The sequence below is a fragment of the Amycolatopsis umgeniensis genome (assembly GCF_014205155.1).
Taxonomy (GTDB): domain Bacteria; phylum Actinomycetota; class Actinomycetes; order Mycobacteriales; family Pseudonocardiaceae; genus Amycolatopsis; species Amycolatopsis umgeniensis.
This window is the reverse complement of record NZ_JACHMX010000001.1, coordinates 501,291-524,520: the sequence shown is the minus strand read 5'-3', so window position 1 is coordinate 524,520 and position 23,230 is coordinate 501,291. Positions and strand designations below refer to the sequence as shown.

19 protein-coding genes are annotated in these 23,230 nt (G+C 68.6%); 8 read left to right on the top strand and 11 right to left on the bottom strand.

Annotation, left to right across the window (positions count from 1 at the left end; translation table 11 throughout):
- The first annotated feature begins 25 nt into the window (after window positions 1–25).
- Window positions 26–4,525, top strand: coding sequence for a HAMP domain-containing protein (locus tag HDA45_RS02260; protein WP_184891644.1), 4,500 nt, complete (start codon window positions 26–28; stop codon window positions 4,523–4,525).
- Between the two features lie 8 nt (window positions 4,526–4,533).
- Here the strand turns inward: HDA45_RS02260 and HDA45_RS02255 are convergent, their stop codons facing one another.
- Together HDA45_RS02255 and HDA45_RS02250 are read right to left on the bottom strand one after the other, a co-directional pair.
- On the bottom strand, window positions 4,534–4,935 hold the full coding sequence (locus tag HDA45_RS02255; RefSeq protein ID WP_221470988.1) for a response regulator: 402 nt from the start codon (window positions 4,933–4,935) through the stop codon (window positions 4,534–4,536).
- Window positions 4,936–5,006: 71 nt separating this feature from the next.
- Window positions 5,007–5,312: an ANTAR domain-containing protein gene (locus tag HDA45_RS02250; RefSeq protein WP_184891643.1), complete on the bottom strand. Its 306-nt coding sequence runs from the start codon at window positions 5,310–5,312 to the stop codon at window positions 5,007–5,009.
- A gap of 190 nt (window positions 5,313–5,502) precedes the next feature.
- Between HDA45_RS02250 and HDA45_RS02245 the strand changes: the two genes are divergently transcribed.
- Window positions 5,503–6,135, top strand: a complete 633-nt coding sequence (locus HDA45_RS02245; RefSeq protein ID WP_184891642.1) for a response regulator — start codon at window positions 5,503–5,505, stop codon at window positions 6,133–6,135.
- An 11-nt stretch (window positions 6,136–6,146) separates the two neighbouring features.
- Here the strand turns inward: HDA45_RS02245 and HDA45_RS02240 are convergent, their stop codons facing one another.
- Window positions 6,147–7,124: an Acg family FMN-binding oxidoreductase gene (locus HDA45_RS02240; RefSeq protein WP_184891641.1), complete on the bottom strand. Its 978-nt coding sequence runs from the start codon at window positions 7,122–7,124 to the stop codon at window positions 6,147–6,149.
- Between the two features lie 131 nt (window positions 7,125–7,255).
- Between HDA45_RS02240 and HDA45_RS02235 the strand changes: the two genes are divergently transcribed.
- Window positions 7,256–8,998, top strand: a complete 1,743-nt coding sequence (locus tag HDA45_RS02235; protein ID WP_184891640.1) for a sensor histidine kinase — start codon at window positions 7,256–7,258, stop codon at window positions 8,996–8,998.
- A 6-nt stretch (window positions 8,999–9,004) separates the two neighbouring features.
- On the opposite strand, the gene HDA45_RS02230 is transcribed toward HDA45_RS02235, so the two are convergent.
- On the bottom strand, window positions 9,005–9,301 hold the full coding sequence (locus tag HDA45_RS02230) for a dsRBD fold-containing protein (RefSeq protein WP_184891639.1): 297 nt from the start codon (window positions 9,299–9,301) through the stop codon (window positions 9,005–9,007).
- A 156-nt stretch (window positions 9,302–9,457) separates the two neighbouring features.
- On the opposite strand from HDA45_RS02230, the gene HDA45_RS02225 reads away from it, so the two are divergent.
- Window positions 9,458–10,414: an Acg family FMN-binding oxidoreductase gene (locus tag HDA45_RS02225; RefSeq protein WP_184891638.1), complete on the top strand. Its 957-nt coding sequence runs from the start codon at window positions 9,458–9,460 to the stop codon at window positions 10,412–10,414.
- A gap of 251 nt (window positions 10,415–10,665) precedes the next feature.
- Here the strand turns inward: HDA45_RS02225 and HDA45_RS02220 are convergent, their stop codons facing one another.
- Window positions 10,666–11,655, bottom strand: a complete 990-nt coding sequence (locus HDA45_RS02220) for an alpha/beta fold hydrolase (RefSeq protein WP_184891637.1) — start codon at window positions 11,653–11,655, stop codon at window positions 10,666–10,668.
- A 78-nt stretch (window positions 11,656–11,733) separates the two neighbouring features.
- Window positions 11,734–12,711 carry a GlxA family transcriptional regulator gene (locus tag HDA45_RS02215; RefSeq protein WP_184891636.1) on the bottom strand — a complete coding sequence of 326 codons (978 nt, stop codon included), beginning with the start codon at window positions 12,709–12,711 and terminating at the stop codon, window positions 11,734–11,736.
- A 91-nt stretch (window positions 12,712–12,802) separates the two neighbouring features.
- Here HDA45_RS02215 and HDA45_RS02210 point away from each other — a divergent pair, with 91 nt between their 5' ends.
- Window positions 12,803–13,423 (top strand): hypothetical protein, encoded by a 621-nt coding sequence (locus HDA45_RS02210; protein ID WP_184891635.1) that lies wholly within the window; start codon window positions 12,803–12,805, stop codon window positions 13,421–13,423.
- 180 nt (window positions 13,424–13,603) lie between these two features.
- Here the strand turns inward: HDA45_RS02210 and HDA45_RS02205 are convergent, their stop codons facing one another.
- Window positions 13,604–15,673 (bottom strand): AMP-binding protein, encoded by a 2,070-nt coding sequence (locus HDA45_RS02205; protein WP_184891634.1) that lies wholly within the window; start codon window positions 15,671–15,673, stop codon window positions 13,604–13,606.
- A 204-nt stretch (window positions 15,674–15,877) separates the two neighbouring features.
- Between HDA45_RS02205 and HDA45_RS02200 the strand changes: the two genes are divergently transcribed.
- Complete coding sequence (locus HDA45_RS02200; protein WP_246480586.1) at window positions 15,878–16,669, top strand: flavin reductase family protein; 792 nt, start codon at window positions 15,878–15,880, stop codon at window positions 16,667–16,669.
- Here the strand turns inward: HDA45_RS02200 and HDA45_RS02195 are convergent.
- On the bottom strand, window positions 16,618–19,152 hold the full coding sequence (locus HDA45_RS02195; protein WP_184891633.1) for a P-loop NTPase fold protein: 2,535 nt from the start codon (window positions 19,150–19,152) through the stop codon (window positions 16,618–16,620). The two genes, HDA45_RS02200 and HDA45_RS02195, sit on opposite strands and share 52 nt — an antisense overlap.
- Window positions 19,153–19,258: 106 nt before the next feature.
- Between HDA45_RS02195 and HDA45_RS02190 the strand changes: the two genes are divergently transcribed.
- Window positions 19,259–20,509 (top strand): MFS transporter, encoded by a 1,251-nt coding sequence (locus HDA45_RS02190; RefSeq protein WP_184891632.1) that lies wholly within the window; start codon window positions 19,259–19,261, stop codon window positions 20,507–20,509.
- Here the strand turns inward: HDA45_RS02190 and folE are convergent.
- Window positions 20,499–21,095: a GTP cyclohydrolase I FolE gene (gene folE, locus HDA45_RS02185; RefSeq protein WP_184891631.1), complete on the bottom strand. Its 597-nt coding sequence runs from the start codon at window positions 21,093–21,095 to the stop codon at window positions 20,499–20,501. The two genes, HDA45_RS02190 and folE, sit on opposite strands and share 11 nt — an antisense overlap.
- A 120-nt stretch (window positions 21,096–21,215) precedes the next feature.
- Between folE and HDA45_RS02180 the strand changes: the two genes are divergently transcribed.
- Complete coding sequence (locus tag HDA45_RS02180; protein ID WP_184891630.1) at window positions 21,216–21,947, top strand: helix-turn-helix transcriptional regulator; 732 nt, start codon at window positions 21,216–21,218, stop codon at window positions 21,945–21,947.
- 5 nt (window positions 21,948–21,952) lie between these two features.
- Here HDA45_RS02180 and HDA45_RS02175 read toward each other — a convergent pair whose 3' ends face one another.
- Window positions 21,953–22,405, bottom strand: coding sequence for a carboxymuconolactone decarboxylase family protein (locus HDA45_RS02175; RefSeq protein WP_184891629.1), 453 nt, complete (start codon window positions 22,403–22,405; stop codon window positions 21,953–21,955).
- A 73-nt stretch (window positions 22,406–22,478) separates the two neighbouring features.
- Window positions 22,479–23,174 carry an SDR family NAD(P)-dependent oxidoreductase gene (locus tag HDA45_RS02170; RefSeq protein WP_184891628.1) on the bottom strand — a complete coding sequence of 232 codons (696 nt, stop codon included), beginning with the start codon at window positions 23,172–23,174 and terminating at the stop codon, window positions 22,479–22,481.
- Window positions 23,175–23,230: the final 56 nt, after the last annotated feature.

The following is a 23,230-nucleotide window of genomic DNA, read 5'->3' as shown; positions in this document are numbered from 1 at the left end:
GAACCCGAACGAAGGAGGCACCTCGATGCCGGAACCGGGGAACAAGCGTGGATCGAGAGACGCGGTCCGAGCAGGCGGGGCGATCGACGACCAAGGCTTGCAGCGACTGCTGGAGGGGCTGAAAGCCGTTCGCGACGGCGATTTCAGCACGCGGCTGCCTCAGGTGGACGACGTGCTGATGGACGAGATGGCCGTCGTCTTCAACGGCATGGTCGACCAGTTGGCGCTGTTCACCTCCGAGGTCACCCGGGTCGCCCGCGAGGTGGGGACCGACGGCAAACTCGGCGGGCAGGCGGCGGTGCCCTCGGTGTCGGGGACCTGGAAGGACCTCACCGATTCGGTGAACGCGATGGCGGGCAACCTCACCGGTCAGGTCCGCGACATCGCCGAGGTCGCGACGGCGGTGGCGAAGGGGGATCTGTCGCAGAAGATCACCGTCGACGTCAAGGGCGAGATGCTGGAGCTGAAGAACACGATCAACACGATGGTGGATCAGCTGTCGTCGTTCGCCGACGAGGTCACCCGTGTCGCGCGCGAGGTGGGCAGTGAAGGACGGCTGGGCGGTCAGGCGGAAGTTCCCGGTGTGGCGGGGACTTGGCGGGATCTGACGACGTCGGTGAACTTCATGGCGGGCAACCTCACCGATCAGGTCCGCTCGATCGCGGAGGTCACCACGGCGGTGGCGAAGGGCGACCTGTCGCAGAAGATCACGGTCGACGCGCGGGGCGAGATCCTGGAGCTGAAGAACACGATCAACACGATGGTGGATCAGCTGTCGTCGTTCGCCGACGAGGTCACCCGTGTCGCCCGCGAGGTCGGCACCGAGGGCGCCCTCGGTGGGCAGGCCCAGGTTCCCGGTGTGGCGGGCACCTGGCGGGATCTGACGACGTCGGTGAACTTCATGGCGGGCAACCTCACCGCGCAGGTGCGTTCGATCGCCCAGGTGGCCACGGCGGTGGCGAAGGGCGACTTGTCGCAGAAGATCACCGTCGACGCGCGGGGCGAGATCCTGGAGTTGAAGAACACGATCAACACGATGGTGGATCAGCTGTCGTCGTTCGCCGACGAGGTCACCCGTGTCGCCCGCGAGGTCGGCACCGAGGGGCGGTTGGGTGGTCAGGCGGATGTGAAGGGGGTGTCGGGGACGTGGAAGGGCTTGACGGAGTCGGTGAACGTCATGGCCGACAACCTCACCGACCAGGTCCGCTCGATCGCGGAGGTCACCACGGCGGTGGCGAAGGGCGACCTGTCGCAGAAGATCCGCGTCGACGCGCGCGGCGAGATCCTGGAGCTCAAGGACACGATCAACACGATGGTCGGCCAGCTGTCGTCGTTCGCCGACGAGGTCACCCGGGTCGCCCGCGAGGTCGGTACGGAAGGGCGGTTGGGTGGTCAGGCGGATGTGAAGGGGGTGTCGGGGACGTGGAAGAGCTTGACCGAGTCGGTCAATGTCATGGCCGACAACCTGACCGACCAGGTCCGCTCCATCGCCCAGGTCGCGACCGCGGTCGCCAGGGGAGACCTGTCGCAGAAGATCACCGTCGAGGCCAAGGGTGAGGTCGCCGCGCTCGCGCAGACGATCAACACGATGGTCGACACGCTTTCGGCGTTCGCCGACGAGGTCACCCGGGTGGCGCGCGAGGTCGGTACCGAGGGCATCCTCGGCGGGCAGGCCCGGGTGCCGAATGTCGCCGGCACCTGGAAGGACCTCACCGACAACGTCAACTCGATGGCGAACAACCTCACCGGACAGGTCCGCAACATCGCCCAGGTGACCACCGCCGTCGCGCAGGGCGACCTCTCCCGCAAGATCGACGTCGACGCGCGCGGCGAGATCTTGGAGCTCAAGACCACGATCAACACGATGGTCGAACAGCTTTCCGCGTTCGCCGCGGAGGTCACGCGCGTCGCGCGCGAGGTCGGCAGTGAGGGACGGCTCGGCGGTCAGGCCGAGGTCGAAGGCGTTTCGGGGACCTGGAAACGGCTGACGGAGAACGTCAACGAACTGGCCGGGAACCTGACGCGCCAGGTCCGGGCGATCGCCGAGGTCACCAGCGCGGTGGCCACCGGCGACCTCACCCGGTCGATCTCCGTCGAAGCGCAGGGCGAAGTCGCGGAACTGAAGGACAACATCAACGCGATGGTCCGGTCGCTGCGTGAGACCACGCGGGCGAACGAGGAACAGGACTGGCTCAACACCAACCTGGCGCGGATATCGGGTCTGATGCAGGGCCACCGCGATCTGCGGGTGGTGGCGACGCTCATCATGAACGAGCTGACGCCGCTGGTCGGCGCGCAGCACGGGACGCTGTTCCTCACCGAGTCCGGCGAGAGTGGCACGCGGCTGCGCCTGATCACCAGCTACGGGCACAGCGACGCCCCGGACACGCCGCCGGACTTCGCGCTGGGCCAGTCGTTGATCGGGCAGGCCGCGCAGACCAAGAAACCGATCGTCGTCGACCGGACACCGCCGGACTTCGTGAAGATCTCGTCGAGTCTCGGCTCCGCCCCGCCGGTCACCCTGATCGTGCTGCCGATCGTCTTCGAGGACCAGGTGCTCGGCGTCATCGAACTGGCGTCGTTCGGTGAGTTCAGCGCCGTCCGCAAGGATTTCCTCGAACAGCTGATGGAGACCATCGGCGTCAACGTCAACACGATCATCGCCAACGCGCGGACCGACTCCCTGCTGGAGGAATCCCAGCGCCTGGCCGAGGAACTGCAGGCACGCTCGGAGGAACTCCAGGCGCAGCAGGCGGAACTCCAGCGGTCCAACGCCGAGCTCGAGGAGAAGGCCGAACTGCTGGTGCGGCAGAACCGCGACATCGAGGTCAAGAACTTCGAAATCGAGCAAGCGCGCCAGGAGATCGAGGAACGCGCGCAGCAGCTCGCGCTGGCGTCGAAGTACAAGTCCGAGTTCCTGGCCAACATGTCGCACGAACTCCGGACCCCGTTGACCAGCCTGCTGATCCTCGCCGGGGTCCTGTCCCAGAACTCGACCCAGAACCTGACGCCGAAACAGGTCGAGTTCGCCAAGGTGATCCAGTCCGCGGGCACCGACCTGCTGCAGCTGATCAACGACATCCTCGATCTTTCGAAGGTCGAGGCGGGCAAGATGGACATCCATCACGAGCCGTTCCCGTTGCGGCAGCTGCTCGACTACGTCGGCACCACGTTCCGTCCGCTGACCGCGGAGAAGGGGCTCGACTTCCAGGTCGCGGTGGAGCCCAACGTGCCGGAACTGCTGTTCACCGACGAGCAGCGGCTGCGGCAGGTGCTGCGGAACCTGCTGTCGAACGCGGTCAAGTTCACCGAAGACGGCAGCGTCGAGCTGCGGGTGAAACTGGTCGACACCATCGTTTCGCCCTCCGCGGCGGGGCACGAGTCCCTGGTCGCGTTCAGCGTGATCGACACCGGGATCGGGATCGCCGAGGAGAACCTCGATTCGATCTTCGGCGCCTTCCAGCAGGCCGACGGCACCACCAGCCGCAAGTACGGCGGCACCGGGCTCGGCCTGTCGATCAGCCGTGAGGTCGCGTACCTGCTCGGCGGCGAGATCCGGGCGGACAGCGTGCTGGGCACCGGCAGCACGTTCACCCTCTACCTGCCGGTGGCCCGGTTCACCGTACCTGCGAGCCCCGGCGAGTCCACTGTGGATAGTTCGGGGGCGGAGCGGCGGGTCCTGGTCGTGGAGAGCGAGCAGAACAGCCTGCTGACCCTGCTCGCTCGCGGTGTCGCGGCCGACATCGCGGACAGTCACGGCTCGGTCCAGGTGCGGGCGGTGGCGAATCCGGCGGAGGCGTTCGAGGAATTGAAGCGCGAAAACTACCGCTGCGTCGTCCTCGACACCAGCATCCCGGGAACGGGCGCTTTGACGTTCCTCAAACGTCTCGCCGACGGGCCGGCCCCTGTCGAAGTCCCGGTGCTGGCGCACGCGACCCGCAAGCTCAGCGCCGCGCAGGACCGGTTGCTGCAAGGGCACGCGCGGGTGCATCCCGTCGAGCTGCTGCCTTCACTCGACATGCTGCGGGAACGCATCATGCTGCACATCTCGGCCAGCGAGCTCGAGGGCATCCTGCCGCTGATGCAGCAGCCCGAGGTCACGCCGGAGGAGACGGTGAAGGTCGCCGACCCGCCGACGGGATCGCCGCGGCTGCAGGGGCGCAAGGTCCTCCTCGTCGACGACGACGCCCGCAATGTGTTCGCGATCTCGGGGATGCTCGAACTGCACGGGCTGTCGGTCGTGCACGCGCCGAACGGCCGCAAGGGCATCGAGGAACTGCTGTCCGACGACGGCATCGACCTGATCCTGATGGACGTGATGATGCCCGAGATGGACGGTCACGCGACGACGGCGGCGATCCGCGAGATGCCGAGATTCGCCGGCCTGCCGATCATCACGGTGACCGCGAAGGCGATGGAAGGGGATCGCGAGAAGAGCCTCGCCGCCGGGGCGAGCGACTACGTCACCAAACCGGTGAACGCGGCGGAGTTGCTGGCCTGTATGGAACGCTGGCTCGCGGACTGATGCCCGTGCTACTCCGTGCCGTTGGCGCTGTTCGCGCAGAGACGTCGGATGGCCGCGACGATCTCGGTGTTGGGGCTGCCCTTGACGAGGTACTCGGTGACGCCCGCGGACGCCATCTGCGCGATGGACCGGGTGTCGCTGTGCGCGGAGAACGCCATCAGCCGGGTATGCGGCACTCGCCGCCGCATCTCCCTCGCCATCCACGCGCCACCCCCGCCGGGGATCCGGACGTCCAGGACGGCGACCTCCGGGACCAGCTGTTCCGCGAGCGCGACCGCCTCGACCGCGTCCAGCGCGATGGCCACCACCTCGATGTCCGGCTCGGTCTCCAGGAGGGCACGCAGGGCGTCGCCGATGACCGGGTTGTCGTCCGCGACGAGCACCCGAAGTCTGAGGGGCGTTCGGTTCATGGCCCAGTCCGTGCCCGCGGTGTCTGCGGCGCCGGTGGTGGTCGCGGGCCCCCCGCCGAGCTTGGCGTGACTCAGCAAGATACTCGTCGGTCGCCTTCGCTCGGCTGTTCGATGAGGGTCCTGGCGACGTCGTGGATCTTCATGTTGTTGTTGCGACAGAAGGAGCGCAGCAATTCGAACGCCGCATCGATGTCGATTTGGTATCGCTCGGCGAGAATGCCCTTCGCCTGCTCGATCGGCAGCCGGTGGTCCAACGCGTACTGGAGCTGTTCGGCGCGGGCTCGATAGAAACGGACGCGGTCGTACATGGCCACGAGCTCGTCGGCCGGGTCGGTAGAGCCGGACGAAGGGGCCGGCGAAAGCGTGGTCTCGGACATGGGCTGATCGTCGCAGCGGCCGACTGCGCCGGGAAGAACAGAACGTCCTGACTCGAATGATGCAAATGAACCTGGTCCGGTCGGCGGCAGGCACTCGAACGGGTGCCGAACAGGGTCCTTCGACCTGTCGCAGTGACCGGTCGTGCACCGTACGCTCAGAGCCGAAGAGGGGGAAACCGTGGAGGTCGGAATGCTCCGGGTGTTTCTGGTCGACGACCACGAGGTGGTCCGTCGAGGGGTCGCGGACATGCTCGAGGAGGACACCGGCCTGTGCGTCGTCGGTCAGGCGGCCACCTTCTCCCAGGCGCTGGCGAGGATTCCGGCACTGCGGCCGGACGTCGCGGTGCTCGACGTGCGGCTGCCGGACGGCAACGGCGTCGAGCTCGCACGCGAACTGCGGTCCAAGATCCCCGAACTGAAATGCCTGATGCTCACGTCCTACACCGACGAGCAGGCGATGCTGGACGCGATCATGGCGGGTGCCAGCGGCTACGTCATCAAGGACATCCGGGGGATGGATCTGGTGGCCGCGGTCAAGGAGGTCGGCCTCGGCCGGTCATTGTTGGACGCGCGGGCCGCCGCGACGCTGATGGCGAAGTTCCGGGACGACGCCGCGAAGAAGGGCCCGCTCGCCGGGCTTTCCGATCAGGAACGGACGCTGCTGGAACTGATCGGCGAGGGGCTGACCAACCGGCAGATCGCCGAGCGGATGTTCCTCGCCGAGAAGACCGTCAAGAACTATGTGTCCCGGTTGCTGACGAAACTCGGGATGCAGCGGCGCACACAGGCGGCCGTGCTGGCCACGGAACTGCGCCGCCACTGAGCCACCGCCGCTCACGCGGAAACGAGCGTGTCGAGCATGACGTCCTCCAGCGGGCGGCGCGGCGTCCACGGCAGCGGCGAGCCGTAGCCGACGCGCAGCAGCACCTGCGGCCACACCCCGCAGCCGAGAAGACGGCGGAGTTCGGCGCGTGCCGCGCGGACCATGATCGGCGGCGAGATGAACGACGCGTCGAGTCCCGCGCCGTTCGCGGTGAGCAGCACCCTTTGCAGCGCCTGCCCCGATTGCAGCCGGTCGAGCCGTCCGTCGGTCAGCGACCCGATGACCACCACCAGCGGATCCGGCCGGGTGCCGGTACTCATGACGCCGAATTCCTCCAGGAGCCAGCTTTCGTCGGCGGGGGAGCCTTCGGTCGCGTAAGACGGCACCCCGTCGCGAGTGCCGGCGGCCAATTCGGTCCAGCGGCCGAGTTCGGCGACGAAGGCTGGATCGGCGAGCTGGTCACGGTGCGCCCGTGCGGCGAGGTCACGCAGGAGACGGCACTGCTCGGCGTCGAGGCTCGGCATCCAGGCGTGCTCGAGTTCGGTGGCGTGGCGGAGCGTGGCGAGTGTGGGCCGCGGGACGACGCAGGACACGAACGGCCGGCGGTTGGTGCGGCGGCGGGGGATCGCGCGGGCGAGCCGGGTGACCTTCGGATCGGGCGTGCGTTCGACGAGCGGGCGGACGACGGCCAGCAGATCCGGATCGGCGCGGCTCGGCATGAGGGTGGTCGCCGGATGGAAACCCAGTGCGTGGATCGCCGTCCGGAGGGTGAACAGCGCGGCGCCGCACGAGAGGACGAGTTCACGTCCGTCCGGATCCGTGACCGGTAGGATACGGCGCGGATCGGCGTGGAGTTCGATCCCGGTGCCGGTGCACCGGAAGAGCCACGGCTGGGTGTTGTGCGTCGACGGGGCCAGCATGGCCGACCGGAGCACGGAATTCACCTGATCGGAGTTCAAACGCCCGACCCCGGTGACTTGTATGGTCATGGTTTCCCCCGCCGTCGCACCACGGGCAATACGGTTGTCTCGTTGAGACGGTCCCCGCCCGCGGTACGGGGCCGAAAGAGGAGAAAGTCACCACGGCCGCGAGTCGTCCCGATCTTCGGAGGCGCTGCAGGATGTCGGCCAAGGACCGCCCCGGCGGAAGCGACGACCGGGTCACCGGCGCGCTTTCCCAGCTGCGGGTGCGTGAGGTGCTGCGGGATCTCCAGGACCGTATCGAGCGGCTCATCGGCACGCGCGACAAGATGGACGGCCTGCTCGAAGCGGTGCTCGCCGTCGCGTCGGGGCTGGAACTGGACGCGACGCTGCACCGGATCGTGCAGGCGGCGATCGACCTCGCCGAAGCCACTTATGGTGCCCTCGGGGTGATCGCGGACGACGGTTCGCTCTCCGAATTCGTCTATCTCGGTATCGACGGTGAGACGAAACAACAGATCGGGCATCTCCCGAAAGGTCATGGTCTGCTGGGTTTCGTCATCGACGAGGCGAAACCGGTGCGGCTGGCCGACATCTCACGGCATCCGGCGTCGGTCGGGTTCCCGCCGTGTCATCCGCCGATGCGCTCGTTCCTCGGCGTGCCGATCCGGGTGCGCGAAGAGGTGTTCGGGAATCTCTATCTCACCGAAAAACGCGGGGAGAGTTTCACCGACGACGACGAGGTGGTCGTCCAGGCACTCGCCGCCGCGGCCGGGATCGCGATCGAGAACGCCCACCTCTACGAGCAGGCGCGGATCCGCCAGCAGTGGCAGGCCGCCACCAGCGAGGTGACCACGGAACTGCTGGGCGGCACCGATCCCGTCGACGCGCTCAACCTGATCGCGGGCAGGGCACTGGAACTGACCGGCTCCGATCTCACTTTGCTGGCACTGCCCGGTTCCGGCAGGCTCGACGTGAGCCCCGACGGCGAGGACGAGGCCGACGAGCTCACCATCGCCGTCTGCGCCGGTGCCCGTGCGGCGGAACTGACCGGGACGCGGATCAGCGTCGCCGCCTCGTTGCCGGGGGCGGTGTATCGCGACCGGACCCCGCGCAGCGTGCCGGAACTGGTGCTGGACGGCGAAGGGGAGTTCACCCTCGGCCCGACGCTCGTGGTGCCGCTCCGGGCGCGGGAACGCACGTCCGGGGTGCTGATGGCGGTGCGGAACCCGGGTTCGGTCCCGTTCGAGCTCGCCCAGTTGCCGGTGGTGGCCTCCTTCGCCGACCAGGCCGCGCTCGCGCTCCAGCTCGCCGCGCAGCAGCGCACGGCCAGGGAACTCGACGTACTCGCCGACCGCGACCGGATCGCCAGGGATCTGCACGATCACGTGATCCAGCGGCTGTTCGCGGTCGGCCTCGCCATGCAGAGCACGCACCGCCGGGCGGGTTCGCCGGAACTGCGGCGGCGGATCGGCGAGAGCATCGACCAGATGCACGAGATCGTGCACGAGATCCGTACGGCGATCTTCGACCTCCACGGCGGCGAGGCGGGCCAGCAAGGTGTCCGGCTGCGGCACCGCCTCTACGACTCGATCACCGAACTCACCGACGACACCGCGATCCACCCGACGGTCAGCCTGTCCGGACCGCTCGACTCGATCCCCTTCCTGTTCGCCGAACACGCCGAGGCGGTGGTGCGGGAGACTGTCGGCAACGTCGTCCGGCACACCCACGCGAGCGGTGTCTCCGTGAGTGTCGTCGTGAAGGACGACGTCCTGCGGATCGTGGTCACCGACGACGGCGCCGGGCTCGGTGAGCACCCCGGCGGCTTCGGCGGGCTGCGAAACCTGCGTGACCGCGCGGAAAAGGCGGGCGGGACGTTCCGGGCGGAGACGCGGGAAGAGGGCGGCACCCGGGTCGAGTGGTCCGCCCCCTTGCGCTGAGCCCGTTCAGTTCGTCGACTGGCCGGCGAGCATTCCGTCGACTTCGACCGAGCGGGCGACGTCGGACGCGACGGTCTCCAGCAGTTCCGCCGTGAGGTCCGAAAGCGCCCTCGTCACCGCGAGATAGGAACCGACCTGGGAGATCGGACTCTCTCTCAGCCCGGCCTCCGCGAGTCCGACACCGACGAACTCACCGCCGTCCTCCAGCCGGAGCAACGCCTCCGCGCGTACTCGGTAGGGCCCGTGCTGCAGAGAAACGTCAATGGTCCATTTGTCGGTCATGGTCGGCTCCGTTCCGGTCATCGAGACTCCCATCGCGGCCGCGCGTGGCACAGGGTCCTAAGTCCTCGCTCGCCGGTTATCGGGGGCGAAAGTCCTCGGAATTCGTGACCGGCGGCCGCTGCGGTCGCCGGATACCCCGGCCCAAGGTGGATCAACCCCTTTCCCCCGGAGCCCATGATGAAGATCCCGTTACCGAACCACGTCGACCAGGCGGTGGCGGCGGCCGTCCGCGCGCCGTCCCCGCTCAACACCCAGCCTTGGCGGTTCGTCGTCGACCGGGACCGGATCGAGGTGTGGCTCGACCGCGCCCGGGTACTCCGGATCGCCGACCCGGACGCCCGCGAAGCGCGGCTTTCGTGCGGCGCCGCCGTGTTCAACCTGATCGTTTCCCTGCGTTCCAACGGGAAGACGCTCTCCCTGCGGGTGCTGCCGAGGCCGGAGGAACCGGATCTGCTCGCCGACCTCCTGATCGACGGCGACCGGTTTTCCTCGCCGGAGGAGCGAAGGCTGGCCGAAGTCGTCTTCCGCCGTCACACGAACCGCCGCCCTTTCCAGGACCGGCCGGTACCGGCGTGGGCGCGGACGACGTTGCGGGCGGCCGCGCTGGTCGAAGGCGGGCTGCTGGAGCTGTTCGGCCGCGGCGACCGGGCGAACGCCGTCGCGCGCGTACTGCACCGGGCCGAAGCCGCTCAGGCGCGCAACGGCGCTTTCCAGGCGGAAGTCGCGTTGTGGACGCGGCGGGCGGCCAACGCCCCGGACGGTGTCCCGGCGCCGACCAAACCGCCGTCACCGCACGGCATCCCGGCGCAGGAGTCGTTCCTCGCCGCCGGGCCCGAAGGCGGTGAGCCGGTGCTCGGCGCGATCCTGACCGCGGCCGGCGGGCCGGCCGCCGACCTGCGGGCGGGGATGGTGCTGCAACGCGTGCTGCTGACCGCGACGGCGGCCGGGCTCGCGACGTCGTTCGTCGGCAGGCCGTTCGAAACCCCGGAGACAAGGATCGCGCTGGACCGGATCTTCGCCGATCTGGGCCGCCCGCATACGGTGCTGCGTCTCGGCTACGGCCGTCCGGCGCCGATGACCGCACGCCGCCAGGTCGACGAGGTGATGCTCCGCCGATCCGGGGTGACGCTCTGACCGGGGTCCGGCCGGCCTTTCCACGCGCCGAGCTGGCGCTGCACGGCGCGTGGAGCTACAAGGCCCGCTGGTGGATCGGTTGAGCGGTACTTCCGTGTCGGTACCGGCCGTTCGGGGGGCTGCCCGGCCGGTACCGACACACCAGAGAAGAGGGGAACCCGTCGCGAGGATGACGCCTGGCCGCGTCTTTCACCTGACCGAGTGAACTGGGCGGTTCGGAGGGCGTCGTTGACCCATTCGGGGTATAAGCCTCACCCGAGGAAGGTCTGCAGCTCGTCGATGACCGTTCGCGGCTGCTCTTCGGCGACGAAGTGACCGGAACCGGCGATCTTCCGCACCCGGACGTCCACCGCCTTGGACGGCAGGACCGCCGCGAGATAGTCGTAGTTGAACTCCGAGCCGAGTCCCAGTGTCGGCGCGGTGATCTTGCCGTAGGCCTTCTGGTCCTCGATGTCCTTGCCGAAGGCCTGGTACCAGCCGTTCCCGGCGCGGATCGCGTCCGGGCGGTCGTACGCCGCGGCGTAGATCGCCCGGTCCCGGTCGCCGATCGAGGCAGGATCGGCCGTCAGATGGTCGAGCATCCAGTCGACGAGGAAGCGCGACCGGCCGGTGAGGAGCTGTTCGGGCAGCGTGGCGACCTGGTTGAAGGCGAACCACCAGACGTGCACGGGCTGTCCGGGCGGGGCCAGCATCGGGATCTGATACAGGCTTTCGTCGGGGTGCGAGACGTCCATGAGCGTGAGGGTCTTCGTCGCGTCCGGGTGGTTAGCGGCGAAGCTGAACGCGACCATGGCGCCGATGTCGTGCCCCGCGATATGCGCCTGCCGGTAGCCCAGCGAGCGGACGAGCTCGAAGATGTCGCGGGCCATCGTCTTCTTGTCGTACCCGTCCTGCGGTTTGCTCGAACCGCCCATGCCCCGCAGGTCGACGGCGATCACGCGGTACCGCTTCGCCAGCGTGGGCATGATCTTGCGGTACTGCCACCACGTCTCCGGCCAGCCCGGCAGCAGGATCAGCGGCTCGCCACGGCCACCCGAGACGTAGTGCAGCCGGACCCCGTTCACCTGGGCGTACGCGCTGCGGAACCCGCCGGGCAGGGACCGGGCGAGTTCGGCGTCGCCGGGGCCACCGGACTGGCCGGCCTCGGCGATGCCACCCGAGGCCACCAGCGCGGCCGCGGCACCCGCGCCGAGGGTGAGCATGGACCGGCGGTTGAGGAAGGAACGGCTGTCTTCGGTCATGCCTTGATCGTGGCCCGTGACGGCGCCCGGCCGTGAGCGGTGTTTTCGCCAACCGGCGTCAGTTTTGAGACAGCCCGTTCAGGCCAGCATCGGCTCGAGGACGCCGAGCCGGGTCCCGAACGTCTCCCGATAGGACACCGGGGTGACCCCGACCTGCCGCCGGAAATGCGGCCGGAGCGCGGCTGAGGAGGAGAACCCGCAGTACCTGGCGATCTCGTCGACCGGGAGATCGGTGGATTCGAGCAGTTGCTGGGCGCGGATGATCCGCTGGTGGGTGAGCCAAGTGCCGGGGGCGGCGCCGGTGATCTCCCGGAACCGGCGGTCGTAGTTGCGCCTGCTCATATGCGCCCGCCTGGCGAGTTCGTCGACCGGGAGCGCGGTGTCCAGCCGGGTGAGCGCCCAGGCCATCGTCTCCGAGACCGGATCGCCCTCGTCGAGTTCCGGCATCGGCGATTCGATGTACTGCGCCTGCCCACCGGGCCGGTGCGGCGGGACGACCATGCCCTTGGCCAGCCGGTTCGCCACCTCCGCTCCGCACCACGAGCGGATGAGGTGCAGGCCGAGGTCCATGCCCGCGGCGCCGCCGCCCGCGGTCAGGATGTCGCCGTCGTCGATGTAGAGCACCGACTCGTCGAGGCGGACGGCGGGGAACCGGGCGGCCAGCAGCGGCGCCATCGCCCAGTGCGTCGTCGCGGGGCGTCCGTCGAGCAGCCCGGCGGCGGCCAGGACGAACGCGCCGCTGCACAATCCGGCCACCCGGGCGCCCCTGTCGTGCGCCGTGCGCAGTGCCTCCAGCGCGGCTTCCGGCGGATCCTCCATCGGCGACCGCCAGTTCGGGACCAGCACCAGATCCGCGTCCCGGACGGCGTCGAGGTCCTCGGGCACCGGGACGGTCAGGCCGCCACCCCGCAACGCGGCGCCCGGTTCGCCTCCGACGACCTTGAGCTCGAGGTCCGGCAGTTCCCCGAAAGCCGACGCCATCTCGAACACCCCGAACGCGAAGGACATCGCGCCGAGCGACGCCCCGTTGAAGACCACGACGGCCAGTCGTTTCATACGGCGAGTGTAAAGGCAGGTGAGCTGATTTTTGACCGTCCGAAGGGGACGGTAGATTCGCCGGACAGGGTCTTCGGGGAAGGAAGCGTCGATGTCGTATCCGCAGGGACCGCCGGGGCAGCAGTGGGGACAGGGACAGCCGCAACAGGGCTATCCCCAGCAGCCGTACCCCCAGCAGCAGTATCCGCAGCAGGGCTATCCGCCGCCGGGCTACGGCGGGCCGCAGTTCCCCGGACAGCAACCGCCGCCGAAGAAGGGCAACGGCCTGATGATCGGGCTGATCGCCGGTGGTGGCGCGCTCGTGGTGGTCGTCTTCGTGATCCTCGCTTTCGTGGCGCCCGGTTTCCTGCTGAGCGACAGCAAGTCCTCGAACTCGGCGAGCGCGACCCAGACTCCGCTCAGCCTCGACTGGGGCCCGGTGCTGGCGGGCAAGTTCATGCTCGCTGTGTTCGGCGACGAGGCCGACAAGGCCGCCGAGGCGGCCTGCGCGGATTCCAAGGCCGCGGTCCGGACCGCGGCGAAGGCCTTCGGCGACAGGAACGCTTCGCTCTCGGCCAAGGATCCGAAGCAGGTGAGCCCGAACCTGATTTCGGTGACCATGACCGGAACACTGAACTACGAAACGGACTTCACCGCGATGATGGAGGTCCGGCGGGAAGCCAACGACCAGTACTGCATCGCCTCGGTCTCGCCGCTGCCGCCTCCGGCCTGAGCGGTCGCGGACCGGGTCGTGAGGGGTAAGGCAAAGATGCCGGGCTGTGAGGGGGCTGGGGGTGCGTTGCGAAAGCCACTTTCGCAACGGTGAAGGTTGCGAAAGTGGCTTTCGCAACGCCTGCCCGCACCTCGCCGCCACCCTGATGTCGCGAAGCCACGAGTCAGTCCACAAAGGACGTCACTGGTCGATCGGCCAGGTCTCGTCCTTCAGCAACCGCTTGAGCACCTTCCCGGTCGCGTTCCGGGGGAGTTCCTCCACGAAGTACACGTCCCGCGGCACCGCGAAGCGCGCCAGCCGGTGGTGGATGTACGCGCGGACGTCGTCCGCGCTCATCCGGGCGCCCCGTTTCGGGACGATGTAGGCCGCGAACCGTTGCCCGAACTCGCGATCCGGCACGCCGATCACGGCCGCTTCGTGGACGCCGGGCAGCGCGACGATGGCCTCTTCGACCGGGCGGGGGGACACGTTCTCCCCGCCGGAAACGATCATCTCGTCCGCCCGGCCGGTGACGAAGAGACGTCCGGCGGCGTCCTGGTATCCGACGTCGCCGGTCGCCATCAGTTCTTCGGCGCGCGGCACGCTGGCACCGTCGGTGTAGCCCTCGAACAGCATGTCGTTGCCGACGAAGATCTGTCCCTCCCAGCCCGGCGGGACCCGGTTGTGGTCGTCGTCGAGGATGGCGACGCGGGTGCCCGGCGGACAGCGGCCCGCGGTGGTCGGCGCGGCGCGGAGGTCTTCGGGTGTGGCGATGCTGGCCCACGAAACCTCCGTGGAGCCGTAGAAGTTGTAGAGCACGTCGCCGAAGGTGTCCATGAACTCGGTGACGATCGGCCCCGGCAGCGCGGATCCGCTGCTCGCGACGATGCGCAGCGACGAGAGGTCGTAGCGGGCGCGGATCCGTTCGGGCAGGTCCAGGATGCGCTGCAACATGATCGGGACGGCGAACAGCACGCCGCAGCGGTGTTCGGCGATGGTCCTCAGTATCTCTTCGGCGTCGAACCGGCGGATGAGCGACAAGGACGCGCGTACGGCCATCCCGATCTGCATCCCGGCTAAGCCCCAGCTGTGGAACAGCGGCGCGGCCACCACGAACCGGTCACCGGAGTGGAGCGGGATGCGGTCCAGCATGGCGGCCGACGTCGCGAGGCCTTTCGGCGTCGGCCGTCGTGCGCTCTTGGGGGTTCCCGAGGTGCCCGAGGTGAGGACGACGAGCCTGCCGATCCGGTCCACCGGTTTGAGTTTGGTGGCGGGCACCCCCGCGATCAGCTGATCGATCGTTGGATAGCCGTTCTCGGTTTCCGGCCAGGTGGACAGCCGCAGGAAATCGCCGGGGATGTCGGCGATGATCCGCGAGAACTCGTCGTCGGCGAGTACCGCGACAGGTTTGTGCAGACCGATGACGTCCGCGACGGCGCCCGCGGAAAGCCCGGTGTTGAGCAGGATCGCGTCCACGCCGAGTTTGCTGCACGCGATCAGCGACTCGACCATCGTCGCGTGGTTGCGGCACAGCAAGGCGATCCGGTCACGGGAACGGACTCCGCGCGCCGCCAGCGCGTTCGCGAGCTGGTTGCTGCGGTCCGCCGTCTGTTTGAACGTCCGGACATTGCGTTCGTCGTGCAGCGCGACGTCTTCGGGCACGCGGGCCGCGTTGGCCGTGTAGCCGCCGGCGACGGTGGCGCCCCACTGCGAAAGCGACGTGAGCTGCTTGGCGATCTTGTCCGGCCGTGCGGCGGCGAGCACCCCGGCCTTGATCAGCGTGCTGGCCGTGTGCAGTGTGGTGGCCTTGGTGTGCGCCGGTTCTTCCTGCGGTGACATCGCCCGGCCGGAAAGGTGCAGATCGATCCGGCGGGCCACCGCGCGGACGGAACGTTTGAACGACGCGGCGGACACCAGATGCGAATGCGGAGCCGGAAGCATCAGCTGCGCCACGAGTTCCGTGCCGTTGTCGGGAGCGGGCCTCAGCTCGACCGAGACCCAGTTGCCGTCGTCCTCGACACCGCACCAGACGACGTGCTCGCCGGGCCGCCAGACCCTGGCTTCGATGTCACCGGCGACGAGCCGGCCTGCCCGCGGCTCCAGGCGGATGACGCACTTCGGACCGCGCCCGCGTTCGGCGGGCTGCCGGATCTCGCACCAGCTGATCTCCGCGACGAACCTCGAGTAGGACTCGGGATCGCCGATCACTTCCCAAACCTGGCCGGGAGCATGCCCGAGAATCGAGCTCGCCTGGACCACATCGTCTCGCATGCGATTCGCCTCACCACGCGCGTTCGGGTGTTGACCGGGCAGCTGCCGGCGCCTCCTTCGTCGATCGAGTTCGGCGAACCTACCAGCAATCGGCCGAACGCAATACTCCGAACGACGCCGGGTTCGCGCCGGTCCAAGGGAACCACTGCGAAAAGGGTAAACGCTCCGGCGGCGGAAAGCCGTCTGTCGACGGTGTCGATCGCGATGTCCGATTCACGCCAGCCTCCGCCGCGCGGGGCGGCGAAGCTGACGGACGTGACAGTTACGACGTCGGCGGCCGAGACCGCGCACACCCGTATTGAGCCCGGCATCCTCTACTTCGGCACCCCTGTGGTGCTCCTCTCGACGGTCGACCAGGAGGGCTCCCCGAACCTGGCCCCGATGTCGTCGGCGTTCTGGCTCGGGTGGCGGGGCATGCTCGGACTGGGCGCGAAATCCAAGACCGCGCAGAATCTCATGCACAACCGTGAATGTGTTCTGAATCTCCCTTCCGTCGATCTGGCGGCCGCCGTCGACGAGCTGGCCCTGACCACCGGGTCGGATCCCGTCCCGCCCCGTAAGTACGAGCGCGGTTACCGGCACGAAGCGGACAAGTTCGGCAGGGCGGGCCTGACCCCGGTCGCCTCGGAAACGGTCCGGCCGTCGCGTGTGGCGGAATGCCCGGTGACGATGGAGGCCGTGGTCGAGGCCGTCCATCCCCTCGCCGAGGACGACGAGGCACAACGCGGCGGTGTCCTCGTGTTCGAGGTTCGCGTGCAGCGCGTCCACGTCCACGACGAGGTGCGGATGCCGGGTACCGAAGACCGGATCGACCCCGACCGGTGGCGGCCGCTGATCATGAGCTTCCAGAAGCTGTACGGACTCGGCCCGCAGGTCCATCCGTCGACGCTGGCGCGGATCCCGGAGCGGCTCTACCGGGGACCCGACATCGAGCGGTCGCGGAATCAGTCGTCGCGGGCGAACGAGAACCGGTTCACCAGCGGCAACCAGCGCTGATAGGACGCGGCCAGCTCCGGCCATGTGCCGCCCTCCATGCCGCGCTCGACCTTCGGCCGGAGTTCGTGGTCGTTCAGTGACGGCACGATCTCGAGCGCGCCGTCGTCGGGGTCGAGCCCGTCGAGGGTGGCGAAGAACCAGGAAGCCACCTCCGGATACCCGACGAGTACGGAGAGCAGGACCAGCACCGCGCGGAACGGTGCCTCGCGGTCGCCGTCGGCGAGGAACTCGGCCAAGTCCTCGCCGGCGAGGCGCGCCCGCAGCAGCCGGTAGAGGTTCAGGAGTCGTTTCGCGGCCCGCGGTGACCGGACGAGCGGGGACAGGGTCGCCAGGAAGTCCAGCTCCGACGGCGAGATCACCAGTCGAGGAGGTCGGAGGTCTATTGTGGACTGTTCGGACGACGGTTCCGGTGCGTCCTCGCGAGGAGGAGCGGTCAACAGTCCCGCCGGGGCGCCGGTGGCCTGAACCGGTTCGGCGGGCTCCGGCACCGGCGTGGCGTCCTGACCCTCGGTGGCGGCGAGCCCGCGCACGAGCCCCGCGAACCCTGGATCGTCCATGGGGGACAACGTGAACGGCACCTGGAAGATCTTCTCGAGATAGTTCTCGGCGAACGTCTCGGGATCGTCGCCGAGCATCTCTTCGTAGTGCTGCTCGACGGCTCTCTTCAGCCACCGGGAATCGACGCCCACCACGACGACGAACACTGGCAGCGCCAGCAGGAGGTGGATGGCTTCGAGCACCTGGACGACGACCTTGGGCGGGCAGCGGTCGAGGTCGTCGATGTAGAGCACGGTCCGTTCGATCTTCCCGGAACCGTGCGGCACCTCGGCGAGCATGGTCGCGAACGTCTCGAGATCCTTGCGCAGCAACGAGACCACGCCCAGATGTTCGACGTAGTCCGAAACCCGGGACTCGGCGAACGACACCAGATCCAGCCCGGGCGCGAGTTCGGTGACCGCTTTCTCGAGCCTGTCGGATTCGGCGTCCAGTTCGGCGAGGCGCCGCTCGGTCTCTTCGTCCTCTTCGGACGGACCACCGAGTTTGTCGAGCGCCTGGTGGATCCGGCCCGCGCTGGCGCGCATCCGCAGGACGACGGTCAGCGCGGAGCTGATCACGGTGAGCCCGCCGAGTACCCCCGAAACCTGGGACCGGCCGACGAGCAACGTGACGACCAGGACCATCACCAGCCCGCCGATCAGGACCAGCAACGGAACCGGATCCTGCCGCAGCCGCCGCCAGAACTCGGCGACGTCCGAACGCAGCCCGCCGGTCTCCTGCGCCAGCCGTTCGAGATCCTCGGCGGTCGGCTGGTCGACGCCGAGCCTGGACGCGATCCAGGCCTTGTCCGCTTCGGTGAGGCTGTCGAAGACCGCACGGACGTACTCGCGTGGCTTCCGTCGCCTTCGGTTCGCTTGTTTCTGCCGGGCCGTCAAGGTCCTGCGTTCGAGGCGGACCGCGCTGAGCCTGCCGAGGAGGGTTTTCTCGGTCTTGCGGCGTTCCGCGAGCGCGTCGGCCTGACGCTGGAGGTCGTTCTCGGCGCCGCTGGCGGCGAGGTTGTCGAAGATGTGGGTGGCGAGACTCGCGAGAAGGTTCGCTTCGCTGTAGTGCCAGGCGTTGAAGCTGATTTGCCGGACGCTCGAACAGTAGGACGACACGGCCTTCCCGTGCGTGCCGGCCACGGTTTCGGCCTCCTGCGCGGAATCGGCGAGCTCGCGGACGCGCAGCTGCATCTGTCGCATGAAGAAGCTCTTGCCGGAACCCCAGCTGCCGAACAGGCCGATCGACAGGGGAGGGGTGATCATTCTGGAGACCACCAGGTCGGCGAGCATGCGCACGTCGGGGCCGATACCGAGGCGATCGACGCCGTCGTCGGTGTCGGGCCGGTAGTCGGCGACGTGGGCGGCGAACAGATCCGGCTCGGTGTTCTCGGCAGCGGCGGGTGTTCGCGCGACGGCGAGTTCGTCGATCGTGCGGATGGATCCCGCTCCCGGGAACATCTTCTCGGCCTTCGCGCGTTCCCCGGCGGAGAGATCCGGGCCGATGCGGAGGACCGTCGGCTCCAGACGATCGATCGCCGCGCGCAGTTCCGGGTGGTCGTACCGGCTCGCGTCGACGAGCCCCAGAAGCCGGCGTTCGGGATACCTTCTCAACCAGGCGGCAACCGCAGTGGGATCGCGTCGGAGGGTCTGGGGCAGCTTCCGGTCCAGCCAGAGGACTGCCGGTCCGCCGAACCGGTCCAGTACGAGTTCGTCGATCTCCGGCTCGATGACCAGTTGTGTTTCCGCGTACGTCGCGGCCAGGGCTTCCCAGGCCGTTCGTCTCGCACCCGAGTAGACCTCGTGGACGACGAGAGTGAAATGCCTGTTCGCGAGCGCGGCGCTGAGCAACGGGTCGATGTCCCTGGGCAGATAAGGTCCCGGGTTTTCGCCTGGTGCCTTGTTCACCAGCAGAATCGACGGATCGACGTCGCGCACCAGCACCATCCGTGCTCCCCTCCCAAGGCCGAACGGAAGGGCAGTCTAGAGGGCGGCCGCTCAGCTGTGGGTGAAACTCCGCCTCCGCTCGGTCACCGCTCGCTACGTTGATCCGATGACGGGGGAACGGCTGGACGGCAGGTACGCCAAACTCTGGGCGGCGAGCACGACATCCGCGCTGGGCAGCGGTCTCGCGACGGTGGCGGCACCTCTGCTGATCGCGTCCCGCACCGATGAGCCACTCGTGGTCTCGGGCGGGTTCGCGGTGGCGTGGCTGCCGTGGCTGCTCTTCTCGCTGCCGGGCGGGGTGCTCGTCGACAGGGTGGACCGGCGGAAGCTGATGATCACCCTCGACTGGATCCGCGTCCCCGCCGTCGCCTTGCTGGCTGTCGCGATCACGACGGGGAACGCCGGTGTCGCCCTGCTCTACGCCGTCCTCTTCGTGATCAACTCGGGCGAGGTCGTGTTCCGGACGGCGAGCGGGGCCATGCTGCCTTCGATCGTCCCGAAGGCGTTGCTGGAGCGGGCGAACGCGCGGCTGTACGCCGGGACGACCTTGACCCACGGCATGCTTTCCGGGCCGCTGAGCGGATTCCTGTTCGGTGTCGCGGCGAGCATCCCGTTCTACGTCAACGCCGGCACGTACGCGGTCAGCGCGCTTCTCCTCGGGCTGATCGCGGGCGCCTACCGGCCACGGCCCGACGGCGGCCCCGGCGAGCCGGTGAAGCGGCGCTCGATCCGGTCGGAGGTGGCCGAAGGGTTCCGCTGGCTCGCGGGTCAGCGCCTGTTGCGGACCATGGTCGGGCTGATCGGCCTGCTGAACGTGACGCTCGTCGCCGCCACCTCGATACTGGTGCTGCTGGCCAAGGAGCGGCTCCAGCTGGAGGCCGTCGGGTACGGCCTGCTCTTCACCTGCATGGCGGTGGGCGGGCTGCTCGGCTCGGTCACGGGCGACCGGCTGATCGCCTGGTGCACGCCGACCTGGACGTTGCGGATCGGGCTGCTGATCGAGGCCGGGACCCATCTCGTGCTCGCGACGAGCACGAGCGCGCCGGTGGTCGGGGTGGTGTTGTTCCTGTTCGGGGTGCACGGCGCGCTGTGGGGCATCGTCGGCAGTTCCCTGCGTCAGCGGCTCACCCCGCCGGAGATGCTCGGCCGCGTCGGCAGCACCACGTTGTTCATCGTCGCGGGCGGGACCTGCTTCGGCGCGCTGCTCGGCGGCGTGGTGGCTTCCGAGTTCGGCCTGACGACGCCTTATTGGGTGGGCTTCGTGGTGGCGATGATCGTTTCCGTGCTCACCTGGCGGGTGTTCGACCGTGAGGTCGTCTCCGCGGCCTACGCGGAAGAGCCCGCTGTCAGCCGTTGATGCCGGTGAGGGCGAAGAACTCCTGGCGCGAGCGGGCGTCTTCGCGCAACGTGCCGAGCAAGGTGGAGGTGACGGTGCTCGAACCGGCGGCCTGGACACCGCGCAGCGTCATGCACGAGTGCTCCGCTTCGATCACCACGCCGACACCGCGCGGCTCGAGCTGCTCGTCGAGCCAGTCGGCGACCTGTTTCGTGAGACGTTCCTGAACCTGCGGGCGACAGGCGAAGTGCTCGACGATCCTGGCCAGCTTGGACAGGCCGAGGATCCGCTCGCCGGGCAGATAGCCGACGTGGGCGACACCGACGAACGGCAGCAGGTGGTGTTCGCAGACGGACCGGACCGGGATCCCCCTCGCGAGGACGAGCTCGTCGTAGCCCTCGTCGTTGGGGAAGGTCGTGAGGTCGAACGGCCGCGGGGTGAACAGTTCGGCGTACGCGCGGGCCATCCGGCCAGGGGTGCCGCGGAGGCTCTCGGAGTCGAGTGAAATGCCCAGCGCGGTGAGGAGATCGGCCGCGGCGGCCTCGGCGGCCTCCAGGTCCGGCCCCGGCCCGGTTTCGTGCACGACACGCAAGGCTGGAGTGGACATAAGGCCTCCTAGGCTGACCGCGATCCCCAGTGCTATTCGACTAAGCTTTTTGGGCTTTTTACCGCCCGCCGGTTCAGCCTACATGGTAGATCCGCAGTTCTGGATGTTCCGCCGACTGAGATGGGCGATATCGTGGTGTACGTGACAGTGTCCGATCCGGACGGCCTCGACGCCCCATCCATCGCCGCGGTGGCGGCACTCGACGACGACCTCCGCCGGGGCATGTACGCCTTCGCCCGGGGCGCGCGGCGTCCGGTGACCCGGGACGAAGCGGCGGCCGCGGTCGGGATCTCCCGGAAGCTCGCCGCCTTCCATCTCGACAAGCTCGTGGCGGCGGGGCTGCTCAAGTTCGGCTTCGCGGCGGGCCCGGTGGTGAAGGTGGGGCGCAAGCCCAAGGTCTACGAACCCGTCGACGAGGCCATCCAGGTGCAGCTTCCCGCGCGGCGGCACGAGATCCTGGCGGCCATCCTCGCCGAGGCCGTGCTCGCCGAAGGCACCGGTGAGACCGCGCGGGACGCCGTGCTGCGGGTCGCGGGGGAGCGCGGCTTCGCGGCGGGCGAGGAGGAGCGCGCGCGGACCCGGCCGGGCAGGCTCGGCGTGGAACGCGCGCTCACCGTGGCGGAAGGGATGCTTCGCCGCTACGGCTTCGAGCCGAGCCGGGACGCCACCACCTGCGTCCGGCTGCGGAACTGCCCGTTCCATCCGCTGGCCGCCGAGGCCCCGGAGCTGGTCTGCGGGCTCAACCAGGCCTTCCTGGCCGGTTTCCTGACCGGCGTGCGCGCCGGGAACGTGGAAGCGGTCCTCGCTCCCGGCGCGGCCGAGTGCTGCGTGGAACTGCGGCAGGCCAGGTAAGGCGCTCAGGCGGCGCCGGCGATCTGCCGGGTGGCGACGTTGAGCCGGTTCCAGGTGTTGATGGCGGCGATGGAGAGGACCAGACTCGAGAGCTGCTTTTCGTCGTAGTGGCGAGCCGCTTCGTCCCAGACGTCGTCGTCGACGGGGTCGGCCCGGTCCGCGATCCGGGTGAGGGCCTCCGTCAGCGCGAGTGCCGCACGTTCGGCGTCGGTGAAGAAGGCCGTGTCACGCCACGCGGCGACGGTGAAGATCCGCTCGTCGGACTCGCCCGCCTTGCGCATTTCCTTGGTGTGCATCTCCAGACAGCCGCTGCAGCCGTTGATCTGGCTCGCGCGAACGTGCATGAGGTGGTGCGTGGTGTTCGGGACACCGGTGTCCCCGGTCGACTCCGCCAACGCGATCAGGGCTTTCAGCGTCGCGGGGTTCGACAGGGCCGGGTTCGGGATCCGGGCTTCCATGATGTTCTCCTCCAGGGTTTTCGTCTTGCTTCCACCGCACTGACGGATCCCGGGAGGAAGATGTGACCGGCCGCTACCAAGGCACGACCTCGCCGTAGAGATCGAGGAACTGCAACCCCTTCGCGCCTGCCTGGGCTTCGAGGACGTCGACGACGGCGGGCATGCTCTCCGCGGGGGAGAGGGGAGCGCCGGGGCCACCGAGCGGCGTCTGGTTGTGGCCGGGGTGGATGAGCAGCTTGGTGTGCCCGTCCTCGGCATACCGGGTGGAGTAGCTGCGCATCAACTGGTTGAGCGCGGCCTTGCTGGCCTTGTACAGCTCGAAGCCGGGCCGGGTGTTCAGCGAGACGCTGCCCTGCCTGGAGGACATGACCGCGACGGTGCCGCCGGGCGTGACCAGATCGCGAAGAGCTTCGACGGTGCGAAGCGGGCTCAACGCGTTGGTGATCATCACTTCGGCGAACGTCTCGGTCGAGACCTCGGTGATGGGCAGGTTCCCGCGATCGATCGCGGCGTTGACGAACAGCAGGTCCAGCTCGGTACCGTCCAGGCGCTCGCGCAGGGCGGCGAGCTGGTCGTCACTGGTCATCTCCAACGATTCGACCCGCAGCCGCCCGTTCGAAGCGTCGGCCTTCGCCCGCAGTTCGCCACCGTTTTGGCGGGCCGTGGCGATCACTCGCCAGCTGCGCCGGGTGAGTTCCTCGGCGAGGACGAGCCCCAGCCCGCGGGAGGCGCCGATGACGAGGGCTTGCCGCCCTGAGGTGTCGGACATTGAAACTCCTTGAAGTTCGAGGATTTGTCTAGACGCGACGTTGCGTCTAGACAGTA